22 protein-coding genes are annotated in these 20481 nt (G+C 65.5%); 7 read left to right on the top strand and 15 right to left on the bottom strand.

The genetic code is table 11. The features are described 5' to 3' along the window. Window positions 1-87: 87 nt before the first annotated feature. Window positions 88-1788 carry a DEAD/DEAH box helicase gene (locus tag U1700_RS04425; protein WP_332750486.1) on the top strand — a complete coding sequence of 567 codons (1701 nt, stop codon included), beginning with the start codon at window positions 88-90 and terminating at the stop codon, window positions 1786-1788. Here the strand turns inward: U1700_RS04425 and U1700_RS04430 are convergent. Beyond that, a complete protein-coding gene (locus tag U1700_RS04430; RefSeq protein ID WP_332750488.1) occupies window positions 1782-2660 on the bottom strand; it encodes an alpha/beta hydrolase family protein in 879 nt (292 codons plus the stop codon). The genes U1700_RS04425 and U1700_RS04430 overlap by 7 nt on opposite strands. Before the next feature lie 125 nt (window positions 2661-2785). On the opposite strand from U1700_RS04430, the gene gyrB reads away from it, so the two are divergent. Then, window positions 2786-5290 (top strand): DNA topoisomerase (ATP-hydrolyzing) subunit B, encoded by a 2505-nt coding sequence (gene gyrB, locus U1700_RS04435; protein ID WP_332750489.1) that lies wholly within the window; start codon window positions 2786-2788, stop codon window positions 5288-5290. 75 nt (window positions 5291-5365) lie between these two features. After that, the gene (locus U1700_RS04440) at window positions 5366-6100 is read left to right on the top strand and encodes an endonuclease/exonuclease/phosphatase family protein (RefSeq protein WP_332751130.1); all 735 of its coding nucleotides are present in this window, start codon (window positions 5366-5368) and stop codon (window positions 6098-6100) included. 51 nt (window positions 6101-6151) lie between these two features. On the opposite strand, the gene rpoN is transcribed toward U1700_RS04440, so the two are convergent. Genes rpoN through U1700_RS04465 form a run of 5 tightly spaced genes read right to left on the bottom strand, consistent with a single transcriptional unit; the run spans window position 6152 to window position 10165 of the window. After that, entirely contained in the window at window positions 6152-7582 is a 1431-nt protein-coding gene (gene rpoN / locus U1700_RS04445) for an RNA polymerase factor sigma-54 (RefSeq protein ID WP_332750491.1), read from the bottom strand. Between the two features lie 10 nt (window positions 7583-7592). Next, complete coding sequence (lptB, locus tag U1700_RS04450; RefSeq protein ID WP_332750492.1) at window positions 7593-8369, bottom strand: LPS export ABC transporter ATP-binding protein; 777 nt, start codon at window positions 8367-8369, stop codon at window positions 7593-7595. Further along, window positions 8369-8908 carry an LptA/OstA family protein gene (locus U1700_RS04455; protein ID WP_332750494.1) on the bottom strand — a complete coding sequence of 180 codons (540 nt, stop codon included), beginning with the start codon at window positions 8906-8908 and terminating at the stop codon, window positions 8369-8371. Before U1700_RS04455 ends, lptB begins: the two co-directional genes overlap by 1 nt. Continuing rightward, window positions 8908-9552, bottom strand: coding sequence for an LPS export ABC transporter periplasmic protein LptC (gene lptC, locus U1700_RS04460; RefSeq protein WP_332750495.1), 645 nt, complete (start codon window positions 9550-9552; stop codon window positions 8908-8910). Before lptC ends, U1700_RS04455 begins: the two co-directional genes overlap by 1 nt. After that, window positions 9545-10165 carry a ribonuclease D gene (locus U1700_RS04465; protein WP_332750496.1) on the bottom strand — a complete coding sequence of 207 codons (621 nt, stop codon included), beginning with the start codon at window positions 10163-10165 and terminating at the stop codon, window positions 9545-9547. The genes lptC and U1700_RS04465 overlap by 8 nt, the downstream gene beginning before the upstream one ends. Before the next feature lie 228 nt (window positions 10166-10393). Between U1700_RS04465 and U1700_RS04470 the strand changes: the two genes are divergently transcribed. Continuing rightward, a complete protein-coding gene (locus U1700_RS04470; protein ID WP_332750498.1) occupies window positions 10394-11287 on the top strand; it encodes a cold-shock protein in 894 nt (297 codons plus the stop codon). Window positions 11288-11380: 93 nt separating this feature from the next. Next, window positions 11381-11881: a GNAT family N-acetyltransferase gene (locus U1700_RS04475; protein ID WP_332750500.1), complete on the top strand. Its 501-nt coding sequence runs from the start codon at window positions 11381-11383 to the stop codon at window positions 11879-11881. Here the strand turns inward: U1700_RS04475 and U1700_RS04480 are convergent. The 3 genes from U1700_RS04480 to U1700_RS04490 all read right to left on the bottom strand — a co-directional run bounded on the left by U1700_RS04480 (window position 11878) and on the right by U1700_RS04490 (window position 14833). Beyond that, window positions 11878-13476, bottom strand: coding sequence for a cisplatin damage response ATP-dependent DNA ligase (locus U1700_RS04480; RefSeq protein ID WP_332750502.1), 1599 nt, complete (start codon window positions 13474-13476; stop codon window positions 11878-11880). The two genes, U1700_RS04475 and U1700_RS04480, sit on opposite strands and share 4 nt — an antisense overlap. A gap of 237 nt (window positions 13477-13713) precedes the next feature. Beyond that, window positions 13714-14244: a TPM domain-containing protein gene (locus U1700_RS04485; protein WP_332750504.1), complete on the bottom strand. Its 531-nt coding sequence runs from the start codon at window positions 14242-14244 to the stop codon at window positions 13714-13716. 280 nt (window positions 14245-14524) lie between these two features. After that, window positions 14525-14833: a hypothetical protein gene (locus tag U1700_RS04490; RefSeq protein ID WP_332750505.1), complete on the bottom strand. Its 309-nt coding sequence runs from the start codon at window positions 14831-14833 to the stop codon at window positions 14525-14527. Between the two features lie 212 nt (window positions 14834-15045). On the opposite strand from U1700_RS04490, the gene rpmG reads away from it, so the two are divergent. Then, window positions 15046-15213, top strand: coding sequence for a 50S ribosomal protein L33 (gene rpmG / locus U1700_RS04495; protein ID WP_332750507.1), 168 nt, complete (start codon window positions 15046-15048; stop codon window positions 15211-15213). 1 nt (window position 15214) lies between these two features. Here rpmG and U1700_RS04500 read toward each other — a convergent pair whose 3' ends face one another. Further along, a complete protein-coding gene (locus U1700_RS04500) occupies window positions 15215-15694 on the bottom strand; it encodes a response regulator (protein WP_332750509.1) in 480 nt (159 codons plus the stop codon). A gap of 36 nt (window positions 15695-15730) precedes the next feature. Here U1700_RS04500 and U1700_RS04505 point away from each other — a divergent pair, with 36 nt between their 5' ends. Further along, on the top strand, window positions 15731-15994 hold the full coding sequence (locus U1700_RS04505) for a DUF3572 family protein (RefSeq protein WP_332750510.1): 264 nt from the start codon (window positions 15731-15733) through the stop codon (window positions 15992-15994). A 146-nt stretch (window positions 15995-16140) separates the two neighbouring features. Here the strand turns inward: U1700_RS04505 and ssb are convergent, their stop codons facing one another. Genes ssb through U1700_RS04530 form a run of 5 tightly spaced genes read right to left on the bottom strand, consistent with a single transcriptional unit; the run spans window position 16141 to window position 20431 of the window. After that, complete coding sequence (gene ssb, locus U1700_RS04510; protein WP_332750512.1) at window positions 16141-16659, bottom strand: single-stranded DNA-binding protein; 519 nt, start codon at window positions 16657-16659, stop codon at window positions 16141-16143. Window positions 16660-16687: 28 nt separating this feature from the next. After that, window positions 16688-18541 carry a ferrous iron transporter B gene (gene feoB, locus U1700_RS04515; RefSeq protein WP_332750513.1) on the bottom strand — a complete coding sequence of 618 codons (1854 nt, stop codon included), beginning with the start codon at window positions 18539-18541 and terminating at the stop codon, window positions 16688-16690. 10 nt (window positions 18542-18551) lie between these two features. Beyond that, window positions 18552-18806, bottom strand: coding sequence for a FeoA family protein (locus tag U1700_RS04520; RefSeq protein ID WP_332750515.1), 255 nt, complete (start codon window positions 18804-18806; stop codon window positions 18552-18554). Window positions 18807-18851: 45 nt separating this feature from the next. After that, window positions 18852-19502: a COQ9 family protein gene (locus tag U1700_RS04525; protein ID WP_332750517.1), complete on the bottom strand. Its 651-nt coding sequence runs from the start codon at window positions 19500-19502 to the stop codon at window positions 18852-18854. Window positions 19503-19507: 5 nt separating this feature from the next. Continuing rightward, window positions 19508-20431 (bottom strand): DMT family transporter, encoded by a 924-nt coding sequence (locus U1700_RS04530; protein ID WP_332750519.1) that lies wholly within the window; start codon window positions 20429-20431, stop codon window positions 19508-19510. Window positions 20432-20481: the final 50 nt, after the last annotated feature.

Genomic DNA, 20481 nt, shown 5'->3' on the forward strand with positions numbered 1-20481 from the left:
TGTCCTGAGCGATTAATCGCTTAAAGCTCTCCTATCACGCGGGGCGCCCCAAAAACCCCCGCCGCCCCATGGTACCAGTCCGGTGCCGTGCGCTCGGCATGCAAGGTATTTGCCATTACGACTTTCCAATCCCTCGGGCTCTCGCAGCCCGTCCTCGATGCGCTTGCGTCGAAGGATTATACCACCCCCACGCCGATCCAGGCGCAGGCCATTCCGACCGTGCTGAGCGGCCGCGATCTGCTCGGCATCGCCCAGACCGGCACCGGCAAGACCGCGGCGTTCATGCTGCCGTCGATCGACCGGCTCGTCGCGTCGGCCAAGAAGCCCGCGCCCGGGCGTTGCCGGATGCTGGTGCTCGCCCCGACCCGCGAACTCGCCAGCCAGATCGCCGAGAATGCGAAATTCTACGCTCGCGGATCGCGGCTTCACGTCGCGACGGTGTTCGGCGGCACGTCAATCTACAAGAACAAGCAGGACATGGCGCGCGGCGCCGACATCCTGATCGCAACCCCGGGCCGGCTGGTCGATCTGATCGAGCAGCGTGCCGTCAATTTGGATGCGACCGAGATCCTCGTGCTCGACGAAGCCGACCAGATGCTCGACCTGGGCTTCATCCATGCGCTGAAATGGCTGTGCCAACGGCTTCCGGCCGAGCGCCAGACCCTGTTCTTCTCGGCGACGATGCCCGCGTCGATCCGCGATCTTGCCGGCAAGTTCATCAAGAACCCGGTCGAAGTCGCGGTCACCCCGGCGGCGACCACCGTCCAGCGGATCGAGCAGAGCGTCACTTTTGTGGACCAGAATGAAAAGGGCGCGCTGCTGACACTGACGCTCAAGCGCGAGGCCGTCGAGCGCGCGCTGGTGTTCAGCCGGACCAAGCATGGCTGCGACAAGATCGTCCGCGTGCTCGGCGCGTCGGGCGTTCCGGCGGTCGCCATCCACGGCAACAAGAGCCAGCCGCAGCGCGAGCGGGCGCTGGCCGACTTCAAGTCGGGCCGGGTCAAGGTATTGATCGCGACCGATATTGCGGCACGCGGGATTGACGTCACCGGCGTCGGTCACGTCATCAATTACGACCTGCCCAACGTTCCCGAACAATATGTCCACCGCATCGGCCGGACTGCGCGCAACGGCGCCGACGGCATTGCGCTGAGCTTCTGCGCGGGTGACGAGCGGCCCTATCTCAAGCTGATCGAGAAGCTGACGCGGCAGAAGATCGACCCGACCCCGCTGCCGGCCGACTTTGCCGCCGAGGCTGCGCGGATGAAGGCGCTTCGCCCGGCGCCCGAGCCCGAGCGTGGCCGCCGTGACGAAGGTCATCGCCATAACCAGAAGCTCAACCGTGGCCGGGCCCGCGACGCCGATCCGCGCCGCGACATCATTGGCAACAACGACCCGCGCCGCGACATGCCGCAGCGCGAGGAGCGCGCGCCCGGTGGCGCCCAGCGTCGTCCGGCGCATGCTGCTCGCCCGGTAACGGCGCATGCCCGTCCGATCGGCAACCCGCTGCGCGAAGGCGGCCAGAATCGTGATGGCCAAAATCGTGATGGACAGCGTCCGGCGTTCGGCGGGGCCAACCCCGGCAATGGCCAGGGCGGACGTCCGGTCCGCGAAGGCGGGCAGCGTCCGGCGCGTGAAGGTGGGCGTTCTTCGCACGAAGGTCAGGGTCAACGCCCTGCTGGCAGCGGCGGTCGTCCCGGTGGCAATGGCGGTGGCCAGCGTGGCCGCGGCGGCAACGGCGGTGGCGGCGGAAGTCGTCCGTCGGGCGGCCAGCGCTCGGCTTACTGAGCGATCGGCTTCAACGTCGCGATCCAGCGGATCACCTCGGTCTCGAGGCGGATCCGCCGGTCCGACCACCCATGGTCGGTGGCGACGTGAACTGTCGTGACCTGGGCGCCCTTGACCCTCCGCACCGCCGCCGCCAGCGCATCGGTACCGGGGGCAAGGCCGTCGTCCGAACTCAGGATCAGCAGCGGGCGCCGGGCCAATCCCGCCGCGCCGGGCGTCCAGTCGAAGTGCGGCTGAAGCTGCTTGACCTCGTCGGCCATCGCTTGTGCCGTCGTAGCGAGGCTTTCCATATTCTCGGCCATGAATGCAGTGTCCCGGGCATGGCCGAGGCGCAGTCCGCCCATGTTGGCGGCTGAAATCAGCACCGTTCCCATCAGCCTTGGGTCCTGTTCGGCAGTCTTCGCTGCGACCCACCCGCCCATGCTGTGCCCGGCAAGCGCGATCCGCGCAGGGTCGATGCCGAGCTTTGCCGCGTTGGCGGGGTCACGCAGGTAGGCGAGGACGGCCGGCAGGTCCTCAAGATTGCCGCCAAAACTATAGCGACCTGGCGAGCCCCATGATCCGCGATAGTTGAAGGTGACAGCATTCCACCCGGCGCGGCGGACGGCGTGGGCCAGATCGAGGTTCTTCTCGTTGCCGGGCAGGCCGTGGAGAATCACCAGGGTCGGGTGCGGACCTGGTCCTGACGCAAGATAGGCAACCCCGTTGAGCGCGACATCGCCGCTCGGCACATGGAGCACTTCCATCCGCGCGAGATGCTTCAGGTCGCGCACCGGATCGGTGAAGATCGCCGCCGGGATCGGCAGTTTGGCGGACGCCGGCATTGCGCCAAGGGCCAGAGTTGTGGCGAGCAGCAGCGTCCGGTATTTCATGATCCGACCCCCAGGTTGAAGCGGCCAAGCTAGCAGCCACGCAAAGTGGTGCAATGGCCTCGCTCGCGTGCGCACATGCGTGCGTGTGCGCGTGACTTCTCAGCCCGAATCCCTATATCGGGGACATGGCAGAAGATCCCAATCAGAACGACTATGGCGCGGACAGCATCAAGGTGCTCAAGGGCCTCGACGCGGTGCGCAAGCGGCCGGGCATGTACATCGGCGATACCGACGACGGGTCGGGCCTCCACCACATGGTGTTCGAGGTTTCAGACAATGCGATCGACGAAGCGCTGGCGGGGCATTGCGACCGGATTCTGATCCAGCTCAACCCCGACGGATCGGTCACGGTCGAGGATAATGGCCGCGGGATTCCGACCGGGATTCATACCGAGGAAGGCGTGTCGGCGGCCGAAGTCATCATGACCCAGCTCCATGCGGGCGGGAAATTTGAGAACACCAGCGACGACAATGCCTATAAGGTGTCGGGCGGGCTGCACGGCGTCGGCGTGTCAGTGGTCAATGCGCTCAGCGAATTCCTCGACCTGACGATCTGGCGTGACGGGCAGGAGCATTTCATGCGCTTTGCCTTTGGCGATGCGGTGGCGCCGTTGAAGATGGTGGGCCCCGCGCCAGAAGGCAAAAAGGGCACCAAGGTCACGTTTTTGCCGAGCCCGGCGACGTTCAAGATCATCGAGTTTGATTTCGAGAAGCTGGAGCATCGCTTCCGCGAGCTGGCGTTTTTGAACTCGGGGGTCCGGCTGATCCTGGCCGATGCGCGGCACGAGGAGCGTCGCGAAGTCGAGCTATATTATGAGGGCGGGATCGGCGCGTTCGTTAAATATCTCGACCGGGCGAAGATCGCGCTGTTCCCCGATCCGATCGCCATTTCGGCGGTCCGCGACGGCATCGGGATCGACGTCGCGCTCGAGTGGAACGACTCATATTATGAAAATGTCCTGCCATTCACCAACAACATCCCGCAGCGCGACGGTGGCACCCACATGGCCGCCTTCCGCGCCGCGCTGACCCGCACGCTCAACAATTATGCCGAGAAATCGGGGATGTTGAAAAAGGAAAAGGTGACGCTGACCGGCGACGACATGCGCGAGGGGCTGACCGCGATCGTGTCGGTCAAGCTGCCCGATCCCAAGTTCAGTTCGCAGACCAAGGACAAGCTGGTGTCGTCCGAAGTCCGCCAGCCGCTGGAATCGCTGATGAGCGACAAGATGGCCGAGTGGCTCGAGGAAAATCCGGCAAATGCGCGATCGATCATCCAGAAGACGATCGATGCCGCTGCCGCGCGCGAGGCCGCAAAGAAGGCGCGCGAGCTGACCCGGCGCAAGGGGGTGATGGATATCGCCTCGCTGCCCGGCAAGCTCGCCGATTGCCAGGAGCGCGACCCGACCAAGTGCGAACTATTCCTGGTCGAGGGAGATTCGGCCGGCGGATCGGCCAAGCAGGGCCGCGACCGCAATATCCAGGCGATTTTGCCGCTCAAGGGCAAGATCCTCAACGTCGAGCGCGCGCGATTCGACCGGATGCTCGGGTCGAAGGAAATCGGGACGATGATCCAGGCGCTGGGTACGTCGATCGGGCGCGAGGAGTTCAACCTCGAGAAATTGCGCTATCACAAGATCGTCATCATGACCGACGCCGACGTCGACGGCGCGCATATCCGCACGCTGCTGCTGACCTTCTTCTATCGCCAGATGCCCGAGCTGATCGAGGCGGGGCATCTCTACATCGCCCAGCCGCCGCTCTACAAAGTCGCGCGCGGCCGGTCAGAAGTCTATCTCAAGGACGATCCAGCGCTCGACGAATATCTGGTCAATGCCGGGCTTGAGGGGCTGGTACTGGATACTAGCGAAGGACAGCGGTCGGGGGCCGATTTGCGGACCCTGGTCGAGCATAGCCGGCGGATGCGCACGCTAATGCGCTATGCCCCCAAGAAATATGATCCGTCGCTGATCGAGGCGCTGGCCTTGTCGGGCGCGCTCGACCCCGAGATTGATCGGACGGCCAAGAAGGCGATGATCGAGACCGTCGCGGCGTGGCAGGGCGCAGGCGATTTGGAGGCAACCTGGTCAGGCGAGATTGCCGCCGAAGGTGGCTATCTGCTCCGCCGCCTGTGGCGCGGCGTGACCGACGTCACCATCGTCGAGCCGGCGTTTTTGATCTCGGCCGAAGCGCGCAAACTGCACGCGCTCGCCGCCGAGCAGCGCCCGCTTTACTCAAAGCCGGCGGTGCTGCGCACGGTGCGCAAGTCGACCGCCCCGGTCGAAGCCGCGCCCGAGCAGGTGGAGGGCGAGGAAGACATGATCGAGGAAGCCGCGAGCGACACCAAGAAGTCGCTGCCGGTGACGAGGCCGTCCGAATTGCTCGACGCAGTGTTGGCGGCGGGGCGCAAGGGGCTGTCGATCCAGCGCTACAAGGGCCTTGGCGAAATGAACGCCGAGCAATTGTGGGAGACCACGCTCGACCCGACGAACCGCTCGCTGTTGCGGGTCGAAGTCACCCAGGCCGACATCGCCGATGAGATCTTCACGCGATTGATGGGGGATGTGGTGGAGCCAAGGCGCGAGTTCATCCAGGACAATGCGCTGAGCGTGGCGAATCTGGACGTTTAGGAACTTGGGGCAGATGCGGGGGGTTGGCGGCGAGTGACACTTGGCGCCTCCACCATCACCGTCGCTTCCTACAATATGCGCAAGGCGATCGGGATTGATCGGCGGCGGCGGCCGGATCGCGTGCTGGCGGTGCTGCAGGAGATGGATGCCGACATTGTCGCGCTGCAGGAGGCGGACAAGAGGTTTGGCACGCGCGCGTCGGCGGTGCCGCACGCGCTGATCGACAGCCATGGCCTGTACAAGCCGGTCGAGTTTGGGGTGAGCCATTCGCGGTTGGCGCATGCCATTCCGTTCGGCGAGACGATCGAGACGAAGCTGGGGCTGGTGACCAAGAATCTGGGCTGGCACGGCAATGCGATCTTGGTGAAGCGCGAGGTCGAGATCACCGGTTACGAGGCACTCGACCTGCCGACGCTGGAACCGCGCGGGGCGGTACTGGCCGAGCTCAACGTGCGCGGGCAGGAACTGCGCGTGGTGGGGATGCACCTCGACCTCAGCGGGCTGTGGCGCAAGCGGCAGGTGATGCGGATCCTCGACCATATCGCCCGGCGCCACCGGCCGATGCCGACGGTGATCATGGGTGACACCAATGAGTGGAGCAAGGCTGGCGGGGTGCTGCGCGAATTCGATGGGCGGTACGAGATGGCCAATACGGGGCCAAGCTTTCACGCGCGGCGGCCGGTGGCCGCGCTCGACCGGATTATCGTCGAGCGGTGCCTGGCGATTGCGGACTGCGGGGTTCATCATAGCGTCGCGGCGTCGAAGGCGAGTGATCATCTGCCGGTGTGGGCGAAAATCCACCCGCGGTAGGAATGGGGTTGTGTTGGCGCTTCGCTGGTTCTCTTCGCAACAAAAACTCCCCTACCCGCCCGCCATCTTCCTTTGCCGACGCCGCTGGATCGAGGAGCCGATGCCCATCGCCTCGCGGTACTTGGCGACGGTGCGGCGAGCGAGGTCGAAGCCTTTTGCCTTGAGCAGATCGACCAAAGTATCGTCGCTGAGAATGTCGGTTTCGTCATGGATCAGTCGGCCGATCGCGGCCTTGACGGCTTCGGCGGCGGCGCCCTCGCCATCGTCGCTGCCGACCCCCGAGCTGAAGAAATATTTCAGTTCGATCAGGCCGCGATCGCAGAGGAGGTATTTGTTCGACGTCACTCGGCTGACGGTCGATTCGTGCATTTCAATCGCCTCGGCGACGTCGCGCAGGGTGAGCGGCTTCATCGCCGAAACTCCGCCGAGGAAAAAGCCTTCCTGGCGGCGGACGATTTCGGAGGCGACCTTGACGATGGTGCGGGCGCGCTGGTCGAGTGCTTTGACCAGCCAGTGGGCGCTGGCGAGACAATCGGTCAGCCATGCCTTCGACGCCTTGTCGGTCGCGCCTGATTTGAGTTCGGCGTGATAGCGGCGATTGACGAGGACGCGGGGGAGCGAGGCGGCGTTGAGTTCGACGTGCCAGCCGGTGGGCGTGCGGCGGACGAACAGGTCGGGCTGGGCAGCGTCGGGCGCCTTGTCGGCGAAACGGCAACCGGGCTTGGGATCATAGGCACGAAGTTCGCGGACCATGTCGGCGAGATCCTCGTCATCGACCCCGCAGATGCGCTTGAGGTCCTTCATCTGGCCGCGCGCGAGCAGGTCGAGATTGTCGATCAGGCGGGCCATGGCGGGGTCGTAGCGGTCGGCGGCCTTCGCCTGGAGCGCGAGACATTCGGACAGGGTGCGCGCGCCGATTCCGGCGGGGTCGAGCGACTGGACAAGGCGAAGGGCCTCCTCGACCTCGCGGCGGGTGGTGCCGGTAGCGGCCTGGATCGCCTCGAGCGGGGTAGCGAGGTAGCCGGTTTCCTCAAGCTCTCTGACGATCGCCTCGGCCAGGCTGCTCGCGCCGTGAAGCTGGTCCATTAGATGTTCGCACAGCCCGGTCTCGCAGCTGGCAAGCCGGTCGAAGTCAAACGCTTCGTCGCTGCTCCCTCCGCTGCCGACATCGGACGCGCTGTCGGTGTCGAGCGCGGCGGCGGACCAGTCCATGTCGAGCCCGCTGTCGTCGCCCCGAGCGAGCAGCTCGTCGGCGCCGGTCGGCTCGGCCGCTTCGTCGCCGGTTTCGCGGTCGACAGTGATGACGACATTGTCGCCGTCGCCGCCGCTCGCCTCGAGCAGGGGGTTTTTCGACAGTTCCTCGGCGATGACGGCTTCGAGTTCGAGGTTGGACAGCGCGAGCAGCTTGATCGCCGCCTGCAGCTGCTGGGTCATCACCAGCGACTGCGACTGGCGGACATCAAGGCGAGGACCTAAACCCACGCCTTAGTCCTTACAGCGCAAAGCTTTCACCTAGATAGAGTCTTCGCACATCGGCGTTGGCGACCAGGTCCTGCGGGCTGCCCTGGAACAGCACTTCGCCGCCGTAGATGATGCAGGCGCGGTCGACGATGTCGAGCGTTTCGCGGACATTATGGTCGGTGATGAGCACGCCAATGTCGCGCTGCTTGAGATCTTTCACCAGGTCGCGAATGTCCGATATCGAGATCGGGTCGATCCCCGCGAACGGCTCGTCGAGCAGCATGATCGAGGGTTCGGCGGCCAGCGCGCGGGCGATTTCACAGCGGCGACGCTCGCCCCCGGAAAGCGCCATGGCGGCACTGTCGCGTAATCTGGTCAGCCCGAATTCGCCGAGGAGCTGTTCGAGCCGATCACGGCGCCTCGACTTGTCGGGCTCGGACAGTTCGATCACCGCCATGATATTCTGCTCGACCGTGAGCCCCCGGAAGATCGAGGTTTCCTGCGGCAGATAGCCCAGCCCGAGGACCGCGCGACGGTACATTGGCAGGCTGGTAATATCCTGCCCGTCGAGGATGATCCGCCCGGCGTCGGGCTTGACCAGCCCCATCACCGAGTAAAAGCAGGTGGTCTTGCCGGCGCCATTGGGGCCAAGCAGCCCGACCACTTCACCGCGCGAGACCGACAGGCTGACGTCATGGAGCACGGCGCGCTTGTCGTACGACTTGGCGATAGAGCATACTTCGAGCCCGCGCACCGGCGCTGCCGCCTGCGGACTGTCCGAGCGGTCGAGAAGGGTAGCCTGGTCCATCAGCCCTTGCGCTGCGGAACGATGAAGTGGCCCGTCACTCGCCCGCCCGAGGCGTCGAGCCCAGGGGCACCGCCGTCGACGACCGCGCGGCCTGTGGTGAGGTCGATGACCATCCGCGAGCCGTTGATTTGCGACTGCTGGCGAGTGAGCTGGACCCCGCCGACCAGCGTGATCAGCTTGCGGTCGAGGTCATAGACTCCGAACGACCCGCGCGCGGTCTCGGTTGGGCTTTTCACCACGACCCCGCCCGAGGCGTCGAGCCGCTGGATCGCGATGCCCTTCACATTGGTGTAGGCGATCGTCAGCCGCTCGGTGTCGAGAGTCAGTTCGCCCTGGCGGACATGGACCTTGCCCGCGACGACGGCGCGGTCGGCCCGGTCCTGGACCTCCATCCGCGCGCCGCTGATGTCGACCGGGGCATTGCTGTCATGGCCCTTGAGGGCCGAGGTCGGGTCGGCATGGGCAAGGCCGACGACGCCGACGAGGGCCGCGAGACCGGTGATCAGAGGGCCGGCGATTGAGGGGCGTGTGCGCTGCATCATTGCTTCTTGATCGCCCCTTGCACGATTTTCAAGCGCGCGCCGCCGCTGAGTGTCACAGTGCGGCTGCCCAGGTCGGCCGAAAGATGGTTGGCAGTGAAGGTGCCGAGTTTCATCGTGCCACTGACCGGTCCGCCGCTCGACAGGTTCTTGGCCTTCAGGTCGACGTTCACATTGCTGGTGTCGAGGTGATAGCCCTTGTCGTCGCGCACGCTGACCGCGCCGGGGACCGAGACGCTCTGCCGGTCGAGGTCATAGCGGCCATGATCGGCGGCGATCGACACCGGGCCCTGGTCGAGCCCGACCTTCGCAGTCATCCCGTTGATGTCGACGATGCGCACCGCGCTCGAATGCTGGACCGCCTGGCGGGCGTTGATCTCGAATGGCTGACCCTTGTCGTCGGCGCCAGTGTAGCGCGCCTGTTCAACCCGCATCCGTTCGCTCGCCTTGTCGGCCTTGTTCTTGTCGAGCAGGAAGCTGACTTCGGTCTTCTTGCTGAACGGGGCGATGGCGAGGAGCAGCAGCAGCGCAAAGCCGATCACCGGCAGGCCGAGCTTGAGCAGCCGCACGAACCGGTCATGCGAGCTTCCCGGTCGCGCCCAGCGCGGAACTGGCGCGCGGTCGAGATCCGCCGCTTCAGGCATGCGCGAAAATATCCTGCTCGGCCCAGCCAGCAAGATCGAGCAGCGCGCGATTGGGGAGGAAGTCGAAGCAGGCCTGGGCGAGCTCCATCCGCTTTTCGCGCAACAGCCGTTTGTCGAGCTCGGCCTTGAGGCGGTGGAGGTAGCGGACGTCGGACGCGGCATAGTCGCGCTGGGCATCGTTGAGGTCGGGCCCGCCCCAGTCGCTGGTCTGCTGCTGCTTCGAAATGTCGGTGCCGAGCAGTTCCTTGACGAGTTCCTTCAGCCCGTGGCGATCGGTGTAAGTGCGGATCAGCCGCGACGCGGTGCGCGTGCAATAGACGGGGGCGGCCATGATCCCGAGGTAGGCACGCATGATGCCGATATCAAACCGGCCGAAATGATAGAGCTTGAGCCGGTTCGGATCGGCCAGCAGTGCTTTCAAATTGGGCGCCGAATAGTCGCTGTCGGGGCCGAAGCGGACGAGATGCTCGTCGGGACCGCCGTCGCTCAGCTGGACCAGGCACAGCCTGTCGCGCCCGGCGATCAGGCCCATCGCCTCGGTATCGACCGCAATCGGGCCGTCGGCGAAGGTCACGCCAGCGGGCAAGTCTTCTTCATGGAAATGGATCGCCAACGCCGTTGATTCCTTTGCCTGTTCGCGCCGCCGAAGCCGCCTCATGCGGCCAATAGGCGCTAATCGGGGGGCAGTGCCAGTGGCCAACCGACGAATCACTAGGAGGCGAGGCCTTTTTACGATATGCCATTGGCCGTGCGCGCGCGGTTTTCACGGGCGCATACCGTTCGCGCCATGGGCCCCGCGCGTTGGTTATCCGTCTCGTCGGGGCACGTGAAGAGAGTTTGAATGGGTTTCGATCGAGGGCGTAAAGGGGATCGCGGCGGACGCGGCCGCGACAAGCGCGACAGTTTTGGTGGTGACGAAGGCGGCGGCAGCAGCTTCGGCGGCGGTGGCGGTGGATTCGGTGATCGCGGCGGCTTCGGCGGCGGCGCCAGCTATGGCGATCGTGGCGGCGGTGGCGGCTTCGGCGGCGGCGGCGGCGGTGGTGGCGGTGGCTATCGCGGCGGTGGCGGCGGCGGCTTCGGCGGCGCGCCCGGTGGCGGCGGTGGTTTCCGCAGCGGCGGCGGTGCGCCCGGCGGCGGCGGCGGCTTCCGCAGTGGCGGCGGCGGCGGCGCGGGTGGCGGCATGCCTCCGCAGGTCGTTGGCGAAGGCAAGGGCGTCGTCAAATTCTTCAATCCGCAAAAGGGTTTCGGCTTCATCGTCCGTGATGACGGCGGCGAAGATGTGTTCGTGCACATCAGCGCAGTCGAGCAGGCCGGCTTGGCCGACCTTGCCGATGGCCAGCCGCTCGAGTTCACGCTCGTCGATCGCGGCGGGCGCATCTCGGCGACCAACCTGCGCATCGATGGCGAGCCGATGGAAGTCGTCCGCACCGGTGCCCCGGCGGCCCCGCGCGAAGGCGGCGGCGGCTTCGGCGCTGCCCCGGGCGGCGATCGTGGCGGACCGCAGCGTCAGCTGACCGGTGAAAAGGCCAGCGGAACGGTCAAGTTCTTCAACGCGATGAAGGGCTTCGGCTTCATCAGTCGCGATGACGGGCAGCCCGATGCGTTCGTGCACATCTCGGCGGTCGAGCGTGCCGGCATGCCGACGCTCAACGAAGGCGACCGGCTGGAGTTCGAGATCGAGGTCGATCGTCGTGGTAAATATGCCGCGGTGAACCTCGGCCCGGCGAACCAGTAAGTTCGACTCTTCAGCTAATCCCCTTGCGGGATGATGACCCGGTCGGCCAGTGATGGCCGGCCGGGTTTTTCTTGAGCCATGAGTGGGGACGCGATGAAGCTTCGAGAAGCGACGACCGACGATCTGCCCGACCTCCATGCGCTGATTGAATCGGCGTATCGGGGCGAGACGGCGAGGGCGGGGTGGAGCCACGAGGCGGATTTGCTTGAGGGCGAGCGGACCGACCAGGCGGAGCTTGGTGCGATGCTGGCCAATCCGGCGCAGCACCTGCTGCTGTTCCACGATGGCGAGCGTCCCGCCTGCTGTGTCGCGCTGACGCGGAAGGACGAGGGACTGGTGTATCTGGGACTGCTGACGGTCGATCCGGCGCGGCAGGCGTCGGGGCTGGGGCGGATGATGCTGGCCGCCACCGAGGATCATGCCCGTGCCGACCTTGGGGCACGGCGGATAGAAATGACCGTTATCGGACTGCGCACCGAGTTGATCGCCTGGTACGAGCGGCGGGGATATGCAGCGACCGGCGAGCGGCGACCATTCCCGATCGATGGACATGAAGAGCTTGAGTTTGTCGTGCTCGAGAAGTCGCTCCTCTAGGTCGCGAGCTTCATCAGCGTGTCGATATGGTCGGCTTCGTGCGCGGGCTTGTCTGTGCGGATGCGGGCGATGCGGGGGAAGCGCATGGCGAGGCCCGACTTGTGGCGAGTCGATTTGTGGAGCGAGTCGAAGGCGACTTCGAGGACCAGCGATTTTTCGACCTCGCGCACCGGACCGAAGCGATTGAGCGTGTGGCCGCGGACGAACTTGTCGAGCATCTTGAGCTCTTCATCGGTGAAGCCGAAATAGGCCTTCCCGACAGGGAGCAACTCGCCGCCTTCCGTCCAGCAGCCGAAGGTGAAGTCGGAGTAGAAGGACGAGCGTTTGCCCGATCCGCGCTGGGCATACATCATGACGCAGTCGGCGGTGAGCGGGTCGCGCTTCCATTTATACCATTGTCCGACGCGGCGGCCGGCGACGTAAGGCGAGTCGCGGCGCTTGAGCATCATGCCTTCGATCGCCGAGTCGCGGGCTCCGGCGCGAAGCTCCTCGAGGGCGTCGAACGAAGGGGCGTCGATGATGGTCGAAAGGTCGAACCGGTCGGGGTCGAGCGTCGGCATGAAGGCTTCGAGCCGGGCGCGGCGATCGGACCAGGGGAGGGCGCGGAGGTCTTCCTCGCCGTCGAACAGCATGTCGTAGAGGCGGACGAAGGCGGGGTAGTCGCCCTGCACCTTGGCCGAGACATTCTTGCGGCCGAGGCGCTGCTGGAGCGCGTTGAAGCTGGCCGCGGCGCCGCCATGTTCGTCGGCCCCCTGCCCTGCGCCGCGCACGAGCAGCTCGCCATCGAGTACCGCGCGGTGGGTGAAGGCAGCGGCGATGTCGGGGAAACTGCCGGAAATGTCGTCCCCGGTACGTGAATAGAGGCGGGTGTCGCCCCCGGCGTGGACCAGCTGGATGCGGATGCCGTCCCATTTCCACTCGGTCGCATAGTCGGCGAGATCGACTTTCGTTTCGTCGAGCGGGTGGGCGAGCATGAACGGGCGGAAGACGGGGATGTCCTTCGCGGTCGGCTGTTCGGCGCGGCCCTCGCCCCAGTCGAACAGCTCAGTGAACGGCGGGCGCAGGCCGTGCCACACTTCCTCGACCTGCTCGACGTCGAGCCCGAAGGCGTTGGCCAGCGCCTGCTTGGCGAGGCGGGCCGAGATGCCGACCCGCAGCGCCCCGGTGGCCAGCTTGAGCAAGGCAAAGCGGCCCGAGGCGTCGAGATGGTCGAGCATGCGCGCGAGGATGCGGGGGGCGTCGGCGCGGCTCGCGGCCGTAAGCTGGGCGACCGCCGCCGAGACGGTGATGGTGCCGTCGTCGAGGTCGCCGGGTTCACCGTCCGGGGCTGGCCACAGCAAAGAGACGGTCTCGGCCATGTCGCCGACATAGTCGCGGCTCATGCGCAGGAGGACGGGGTCGATCCGTTCCTCGGCGAGCGCGCGGACGACGGCGGGCTTGATCGCGGGAATGTCGAGCGTCGAGGTCAGCGCGGCGAGGGCAAGGCCGCGGTCAGGGTCGGGAGTGGCCTTGAGATAGTCACCGATCAGCCGCAGCTTGGTGTTGCGCGAGCGGGTGTAGACGAGGTCGTCGAGGAGCTGGCTGAAGGCGCGCATTTGAGGGTCAATGCGCGGGGGGCGGGAAGGATGCGGGGGGGCGTTTTGGACAACTAGACAGTGTGGCGAGGTTTTGTGGTAATCGTGTCATGCGAGTCAATGGCGTCATGCGTGCTCCGCGTGTCAGCGGGCAAATGTCGGTCAGGATGGCGCGAAGGATCATCGAATGAACCAAGCATATTGGGTGTGCTGTAGGACAGGAAAATCGTCGATGCCGTAATTGATGGAAAGCGGACGTTAACCCAAGCGAGCAATCAACGCGTCAATTCCGGCTTCTATGCCTCCCCCAAAATCGTTCTGACGAAAATGCGGCAACATCTTCTCGACAATGACTTGCTGACAGACTGCCTTTGTTAGCGTCCCCTCCAACCCGTAGCCAACCGCTATGCGAATTTTCTGCTCCGTTGGAGCGACAAGAACGACCACTCCATCGTTATGACCTTTGCGGCCGATCCCCCAATGATTGGCCAATTTACGTGTAAACTTCGCTATTTCCACGCCGCCAAGAGTCGGAACCGTGACCACGACCATTTGGTGCTTTGTGGAGCGTTCAAATTCTTGGAGTTGCAGCGTCAGACGAACCGTTTCCTCGGCGCTCAGGACGTGGGCAGCATCCGTCACTCGCCCCGACAAAGCCAACGCGGAACGCTTGGCCGCCATGACAACCTGCTTTTTGCTGTCCGGCTGTTGCGCTCTGACTGACCCGTCGGAACATGCAGGGGTAATTAGCAGTGAACTGACGGCAATGGCTTGAAGGAGGTGTCTCATTGAGCAATCTTGATGCGCCCGCGCCGATAGGTCAACGACGGCAATTGGGTCGTTAGCCGCCATCCCCGGGAGGTGGGACCCAGCTTCTTGAGCGAAAGCGCGTTTGGCTTCGCGCTGAGTTCCCGCCTTCTCGGGAATGACGGGGAGGCAAAGGTTCAGGCGGGCCCCGGGTCGAGCCCGAGGTGACGCTGTTGGGGTGGGCGTGTGCGACTTGTCCAGGCGCCCTCACCCCGCTCAGCTTCGCTGAGTCGCCCTCTCCCAGGGGGAGAAGTAGAAGCTCCTAGTGCAGTCTTAGCGCCATGGCGGCGAGGACGGTCTGGCGGTCGCTGGGGGAGTTGCTGGCGAGGGCGGCGTCGATGTGGTCGAGGGCGCAGCGGGTGGCGGCGTGGTGGCCGGGCATCATCGCATGATGTTCGCCATAATCGGCGAGGCCTTCGAGCGCGATCAGGCCATGTTCGGCGGCGAGGCTGCGGATCGCAGCCATCTTCGCGCAGATGTCGACCGGCTTGAGCGTGCGGGCACGGGCCTGGATCTCGGCAATCCGCTCGCCGATGCGGGTGCGGACGATGTTGAGCGAATCGGTGGCCATGGCTTGATTCTCCGTTGACCCGCCCCTTGTCGCCCGATTCGGTTAACGACGGGTCAAAGCCTCCGGATTTGTAGGGGGAATGGTCACTCGCGCTTGACAAATTTGCCCCCGCTGGCCAAGGGAGCCCCATTCGGGCGGCCTAGGCATTTGTCTTTGGGCCGCCTGTATCGTTTTCAAGATCATATCGTTTTCAAGATCCGTAGGACAATCCGATGGCCAAGCCGGCAACCGTCAAGATCAAGCTCGTCAGCACTGCCGACACCGGCTTTTTCTACGTCACCAAGAAGAACCCGCGCAACACAACCGAGAAGATGTCGTTCCGCAAGTACGACCCGGTCGTGCGCAAGCATGTCGATTTCAAGGAAGCCAAGATCAAGTAACTCAAGCGGTGGGTGCGGGAGTTTCTTCCGGACCTTGTTTGAGGGTATCGGGATCGAGGACATCGGGCGTCGCCGCAACCGCGGGGGCGCCCGTTTCCGTTGGGGCCGGGTCCGGCGCGGGATTCAGGAGGGAATCGACCGTTTCGGCAAAGCGCGCGACCGAGATGGGCTTGGAGACATAGGCCTTGGCCCCCGCCGCGCGGATGCGTTCGTCGTCGCCCTGGGCCGAGTAAGCAGTGACCGCCATGATCGGGACGTCCTTGAGGTCCGGATCGGCGCCGAGCAGGGCCATCAGCTCAAGCCCGCTGACGTGGGGCAGCTGGATGTCGGTAATGACGAGGTCGGGGCGGAAGGATTGCGCGGTGGCAATCGCTTCGCGACTGTCAGTCACGGCCTCGGTCAGATGGCCGTGGGCGGCGAGGAGATCGCAGAACAGCTTGATGTTCAGCGCATTGTCCTCGACTACCAAAATCCTGGCCAAGAGCTTTTGTCCCACTATTCAAGGCGCTGATAGGCGATGCGTGAGCCCGCGACAAACCATGATCCGACCGCATTGATATTGCGCGCGCTGGCCGCGACGCTGAGCGAGCCGAAGCGGGCCGAGCGGTTCCTGGCACTGACCGGGCTGGATGCGGACCAGTTGCGGGAGCGGCTGGGGGATGAGAGTTTGTTAAGTGCGGTCGTGGGGTTTCTGGAAAGTCATGAACCCGATCTGGTCGCGGTCGCCGAGGAGATCGGGACGACCCCGGCGGCATTGGTCGCCGCCGGTAGATCGGTCTAGAGTCTTTTATGCGAAGAACGGTGCCAGCCCGCACCGTGCCGAGTGGCGAAAAGTCCGGGGGACTTTTAGCTTAGGCACCCGGCCAACCCATAGAATACACTGACTGGGTTGGCCGGGTGGGGGTGCGGGCTGGCACCGACCTCAAATTAAAACGGGACGTCGTCGTCAAGGTCGGTGTCGAACGCTGCCGGCTGGGGGCGTGACTGCGGGCGGGCGTTGCCGCTGCCACCGCCGAAGCTCGATCCGCCGCCGCCGCCAAATTCATCGCCATAGCCGCCGCCACGCGCACCGCCGCCTCCCCCGCCGCCGCCTTCACGGCCGTCGAGGAGGACCATCGAGCTGTTGAAGTTCCTGAGCACGACGTCGGTCGTGTAGCGGTCGTTGCCCGACTGGTCCTGCCACTTGCGGGTTTCGAGCTGGCCTTCGAGATAGACCTTCGAGCCCTTCTTGAGATATTGCTCGGCGACGCGGGCGAGGCCCTCAGAAAAGATCGAGACATTGTGCCACTCGGTCTTTTCCTTGCGGTCGCCCGAGCTCTTGTCCTTCCAATTCTCGGACGTTGCGACCGAGAAGCTGACGACCTTGCCGCCATTGGCGAAGCTTCGCGATTCGGGATCCTTGCCGAGGTTTCCGACCAGGATCACCTTGTTCACGCTGCCAGCCATTTCGCTCTCCGTTTGATACAAACGGAGCCTAGCCAAGCCCCGCCGCGACTGCCAGCCAATATGTGATCCCGGCCGCGATATAGGCGAGCACGAAGAGGTAGCTGACCATGAACAGCGGCCACTTCCAGCCATTGGTCTCGCGCCGGGTGACGGCGATGGTCGAAATGCACTGCGGCGCGAACACGAACCAGGCGAGGAAGGCGAGCGCGGTGGCGAGAGACCAGCGGCTGTGCATTTGTTGAGCGAGGGTCTGGACGTTTTTGGCGTCGTCGACATTGTCGATCGCGTACACCGTGGCGATCGCCGCGACGGCGACTTCGCGCGCGGCCATGGCGGGGAGCAGCGCGAGCGAGATGTCGTGGTTGAAGCCGATCGGCGCCACGACGACCTCGATCCCGCTGGCGATATGGCCGGCGATCGACACTTCGCTCTGCTTCTGGCCGGGGCCGGCGTGGGGGAAGGAGGACAAGGCCCACAGGATGACCGTGGTAGTGAGGATGATCGTCCCCGCGCGCTTGAGAAAGATCATCACCCGCTGCCACAGGCCGATGGCGATGTCGGCGACGCGGGGCCACTGATATTTGGGCAGCTCCATCATGAAGCCGCCGCCGCCGCCTTTGACCACGGTGCGGCGGAGGACGAGCGCGGCAAGGAGCGCGCCGATCACGCCGACGATATAGAGGCCGAACAGGACGAGCCCCTGGAGGCCGATGCCGGGAAGGACATCGCGTCGCGGGATGAAGGCGGCGATGATGAGGGCGTAGACCGGAAGCCGCGCCGAGCAGGTCATCAGCGGGGCAACGAGGATGGTCGTGAGGCGATCCTTGGGATCCTCGATCGTGCGGGTCGCCATGATTCCGGGGACGGCGCAGGCGAAGCTCGACAGCAAGGGGATGAAGGCGCGGCCCGAGAGACCGGCCCTGCTCATCAGCCGGTCCATGAGGAACGCCGCGCGGACCATGTAGCCGGTCGATTCGAGCAGCAGGATGAAGAGGAACAGGATGAGGATCTGAGGGAGGAAGACGAGCACGGCGCCGACCCCGGAGATGATCCCGTCGACGATCAGCGAACGGAAGAGGCCTGCGGGGAGCAGGGGGGCGAGCCATTGGCCGAGGTCGGATACACCGGCGGCGATGGCGTCGGCGGGAATCGCGCTGCCGGTGAATACCGCCTGAAACATGGTGAACAGGATCACCGCCAGGATGATCGGGCCAATCAGCGGGTGGAGCAGGACCGAATCGAGGCTGTGGTTGAAACGGCGTGCAGGGGCTTCGGAGAGGATCGCGCCGAGTGCGATCTCGCGGGCGCGACGCTGGAGGGTGAAGCCGTCGTGGCTGGGGCCGGCACCGGCGCGGATCTGGCGCGGGGCGGTGACGAGGGTGGCGATTTCGGTGCGAAGCTGGTCGATGCCGCGCTTGCGGACGGCGACGGTCTCGACGACGGGGACGCCGAGTTCGGCGCTGAGTTTTGCGGGGTCGAGGACGAGGCCGTCGCGTTTCGCGAGGTCGACCATGTTGAGCGCGATCACCGTCGGCAGGCCGAGCTCGATCAATTGCAGCGCAAAGCGGAGGTGATTGTCGAGGTTGGAGGCGTCGATGACGATGAGCAGCGCGTCGGGGAGGCGCTCGCCGGCCTGCTTGCCGAGGAGGACGTCGCGGGTGACGGCCTCGTCGGGACTGGTCGGATCGAGGCTGTAGGCGCCGGGCAGGTCGACCAGTTCGACCGGGGCGCCGTCGGGCAGCAGGGTCTTGCCGGTCTTTCGTTCGACGGTGACGCCGGGGTAGTTGCCGACCTTCTGGCGGGCGCCGGTGAGGACGTTGAACAGCGCACTCTTGCCGGCATTGGGATTGCCGACGACCGCGACCAGGGGCACGCGCTTCACGTCGCTGGCCTCAGGCGGCGATCGGAACGACCTGGACCGCGCGGGCGTGGGCGCGGCGGATCGCGACGGTCATGCGACCGACGCGGACCGCAAGCGGATCCTTGCCGAACGGGCCAAGGTGGAGCGGCTCGACCTTGACCCCCTCATCGAAGCCGAAGTGGCGCAGGCGGCACGCCTCGCTTTCGCCGAGCAACGCCCAGTCGATCGACGCGATCTGGGCCGGGGTGCCGAGCTTGAGCTCATCGAGGGTCGATGGGTGCGCCATTGCGACTGATTATCATTAACAGGAGCAATTGGAAAGGGTGTGTTCTCAACTCGGTGGATAGCGCAGTCGGCCGACGAAGCGCGCAATGCTGGGGCGGCGCTCGGACGAGCCGGCCCAGTTGGCCTTGGCCTTTTCGAACCGCGCGACTCCGGCGAGGCGGCGGTCGAGGAAGGCAGCGGTATCGGCCTGGCCCTCGCTGTCGTCATCGATCCACACCAGCAGGGTCGCGGCATAGATTGAACTGAGGATGGCGCGCTTGCTGTAGTGGTTGAAGTCGGTCGCGGTATCGCCCGCGGCGCGCCACATCAGGTCGGCGCTGTGCCAGCCGAGGCGGGCGGCGGCGGGAATATTCTGCGGCTGGGCAAGGATGGCGAGCGCGCGGCGGACGGCTTCGCGTGCGGGGGACATGATGTCGAGCCGCGTGAGCAGGAGCATGCGGATGCGGGCGGGGACTCGAAGCGTGGCGAGGGTTTCGGGCGGGACGGCGGCGAGAAGCGCGTCGTCGACACCTGCGACATAAGCGGCGATCATGTCGGCAGGCTTTTTGGGAAAGGCGAGTCGGGCGACGGCGGGGTCGATGCCGAGGGCGGTCGCGGCGCTGACGACGGCGGCGTCGTTCCACCCGTCGAACACGGCATTGTCGCCAACAGGCAGCGCAAGGCTGCGGCGGATTGCGGTGAGCGGCGTGTCTTCCATCGCCCCTAAGTGGCGATTGGCGAGGCGGGGCGCAAGCGCACGAGGATCAGCGCGATGGCGATGGCAATGGCGCCGGTCCAGTCGCGCAACGACAGGCGCTCGCCATAAACGAGCCAGCCGATCGCCGCCGAAGTCGCCGGCTGGGTGAGGAAAGCGAGGCCGACGACGAGCGGGGACAATTGGCCGATGGCGAACACGAGGAGGCCTTGACCGATGACCTGCGATCCGATCGCCAGGGCGATCAGCGGCCACCAGACGTGGGGCATGACTTGCTCGCCGAGCGCGAGGGCGGCGGGGAGCAGGAAGAGCGCGCCAAGGCTGCTGGCGAAGGCGAGCAGGGCGAGTGGGCGGATGGCGCCGCTGATCCGTTCGACCCCGACGAGATAAACGAAATAGAGCGCGCCGCCGAGCAGGGCGAGCAGGTCTCCGCGGAGGTGCGCAGCGCTGAATTCGGCACTTTCGCTCATCATCAAGGCGCAGCCGATCGCGGCGAGGAGCAGCGCCAGCGCCTGGACCGGGGCGGGCCAGCGGCGGGCGAGCCACAGCCCCCAGGCGGCAAAGGCGAAGCTGGCGAAATTGCCGAACAGCGAGGCGTTGCCAAGCTTGGTCAGGCGGATCCCGGCGTGCCACGCGGCCAGGTCGGCGGCGAAGAAGAGTGCAGCGACGGCGATGATCCAGAAGATGCGCCAGCCCGGCCAGCGCACCGGCTGACCCACCGCAACGGCAAGCACGGCAAGCATCGGGGCAGCCAGCGCCATCCGCCAGAAACCCGCCGCGACCGGCCCGGTATCGGCCAGCCGCACCAGCCAGGTGCCGAGTGACAAGGCGGCATTGGCAACGAGCAGGGCAGCGAAGGCGAGCCGGTGCGGACCGCGATCGGCGGAGCGGGCCTGGGGGCCGGCTTGCTCATGCTGCGCTTGTTTCGCCACCGCCGCCCCCTATCTGTGTCGCCTGTTCACTGTCTCGTGCCGCGGCACAA

Origin of the sequence: Sphingomonas sp. RB1R13 (assembly GCF_036663775.1) — a bacterium.
GTDB lineage: Bacteria > Pseudomonadota > Alphaproteobacteria > Sphingomonadales > Sphingomonadaceae > Sphingomicrobium.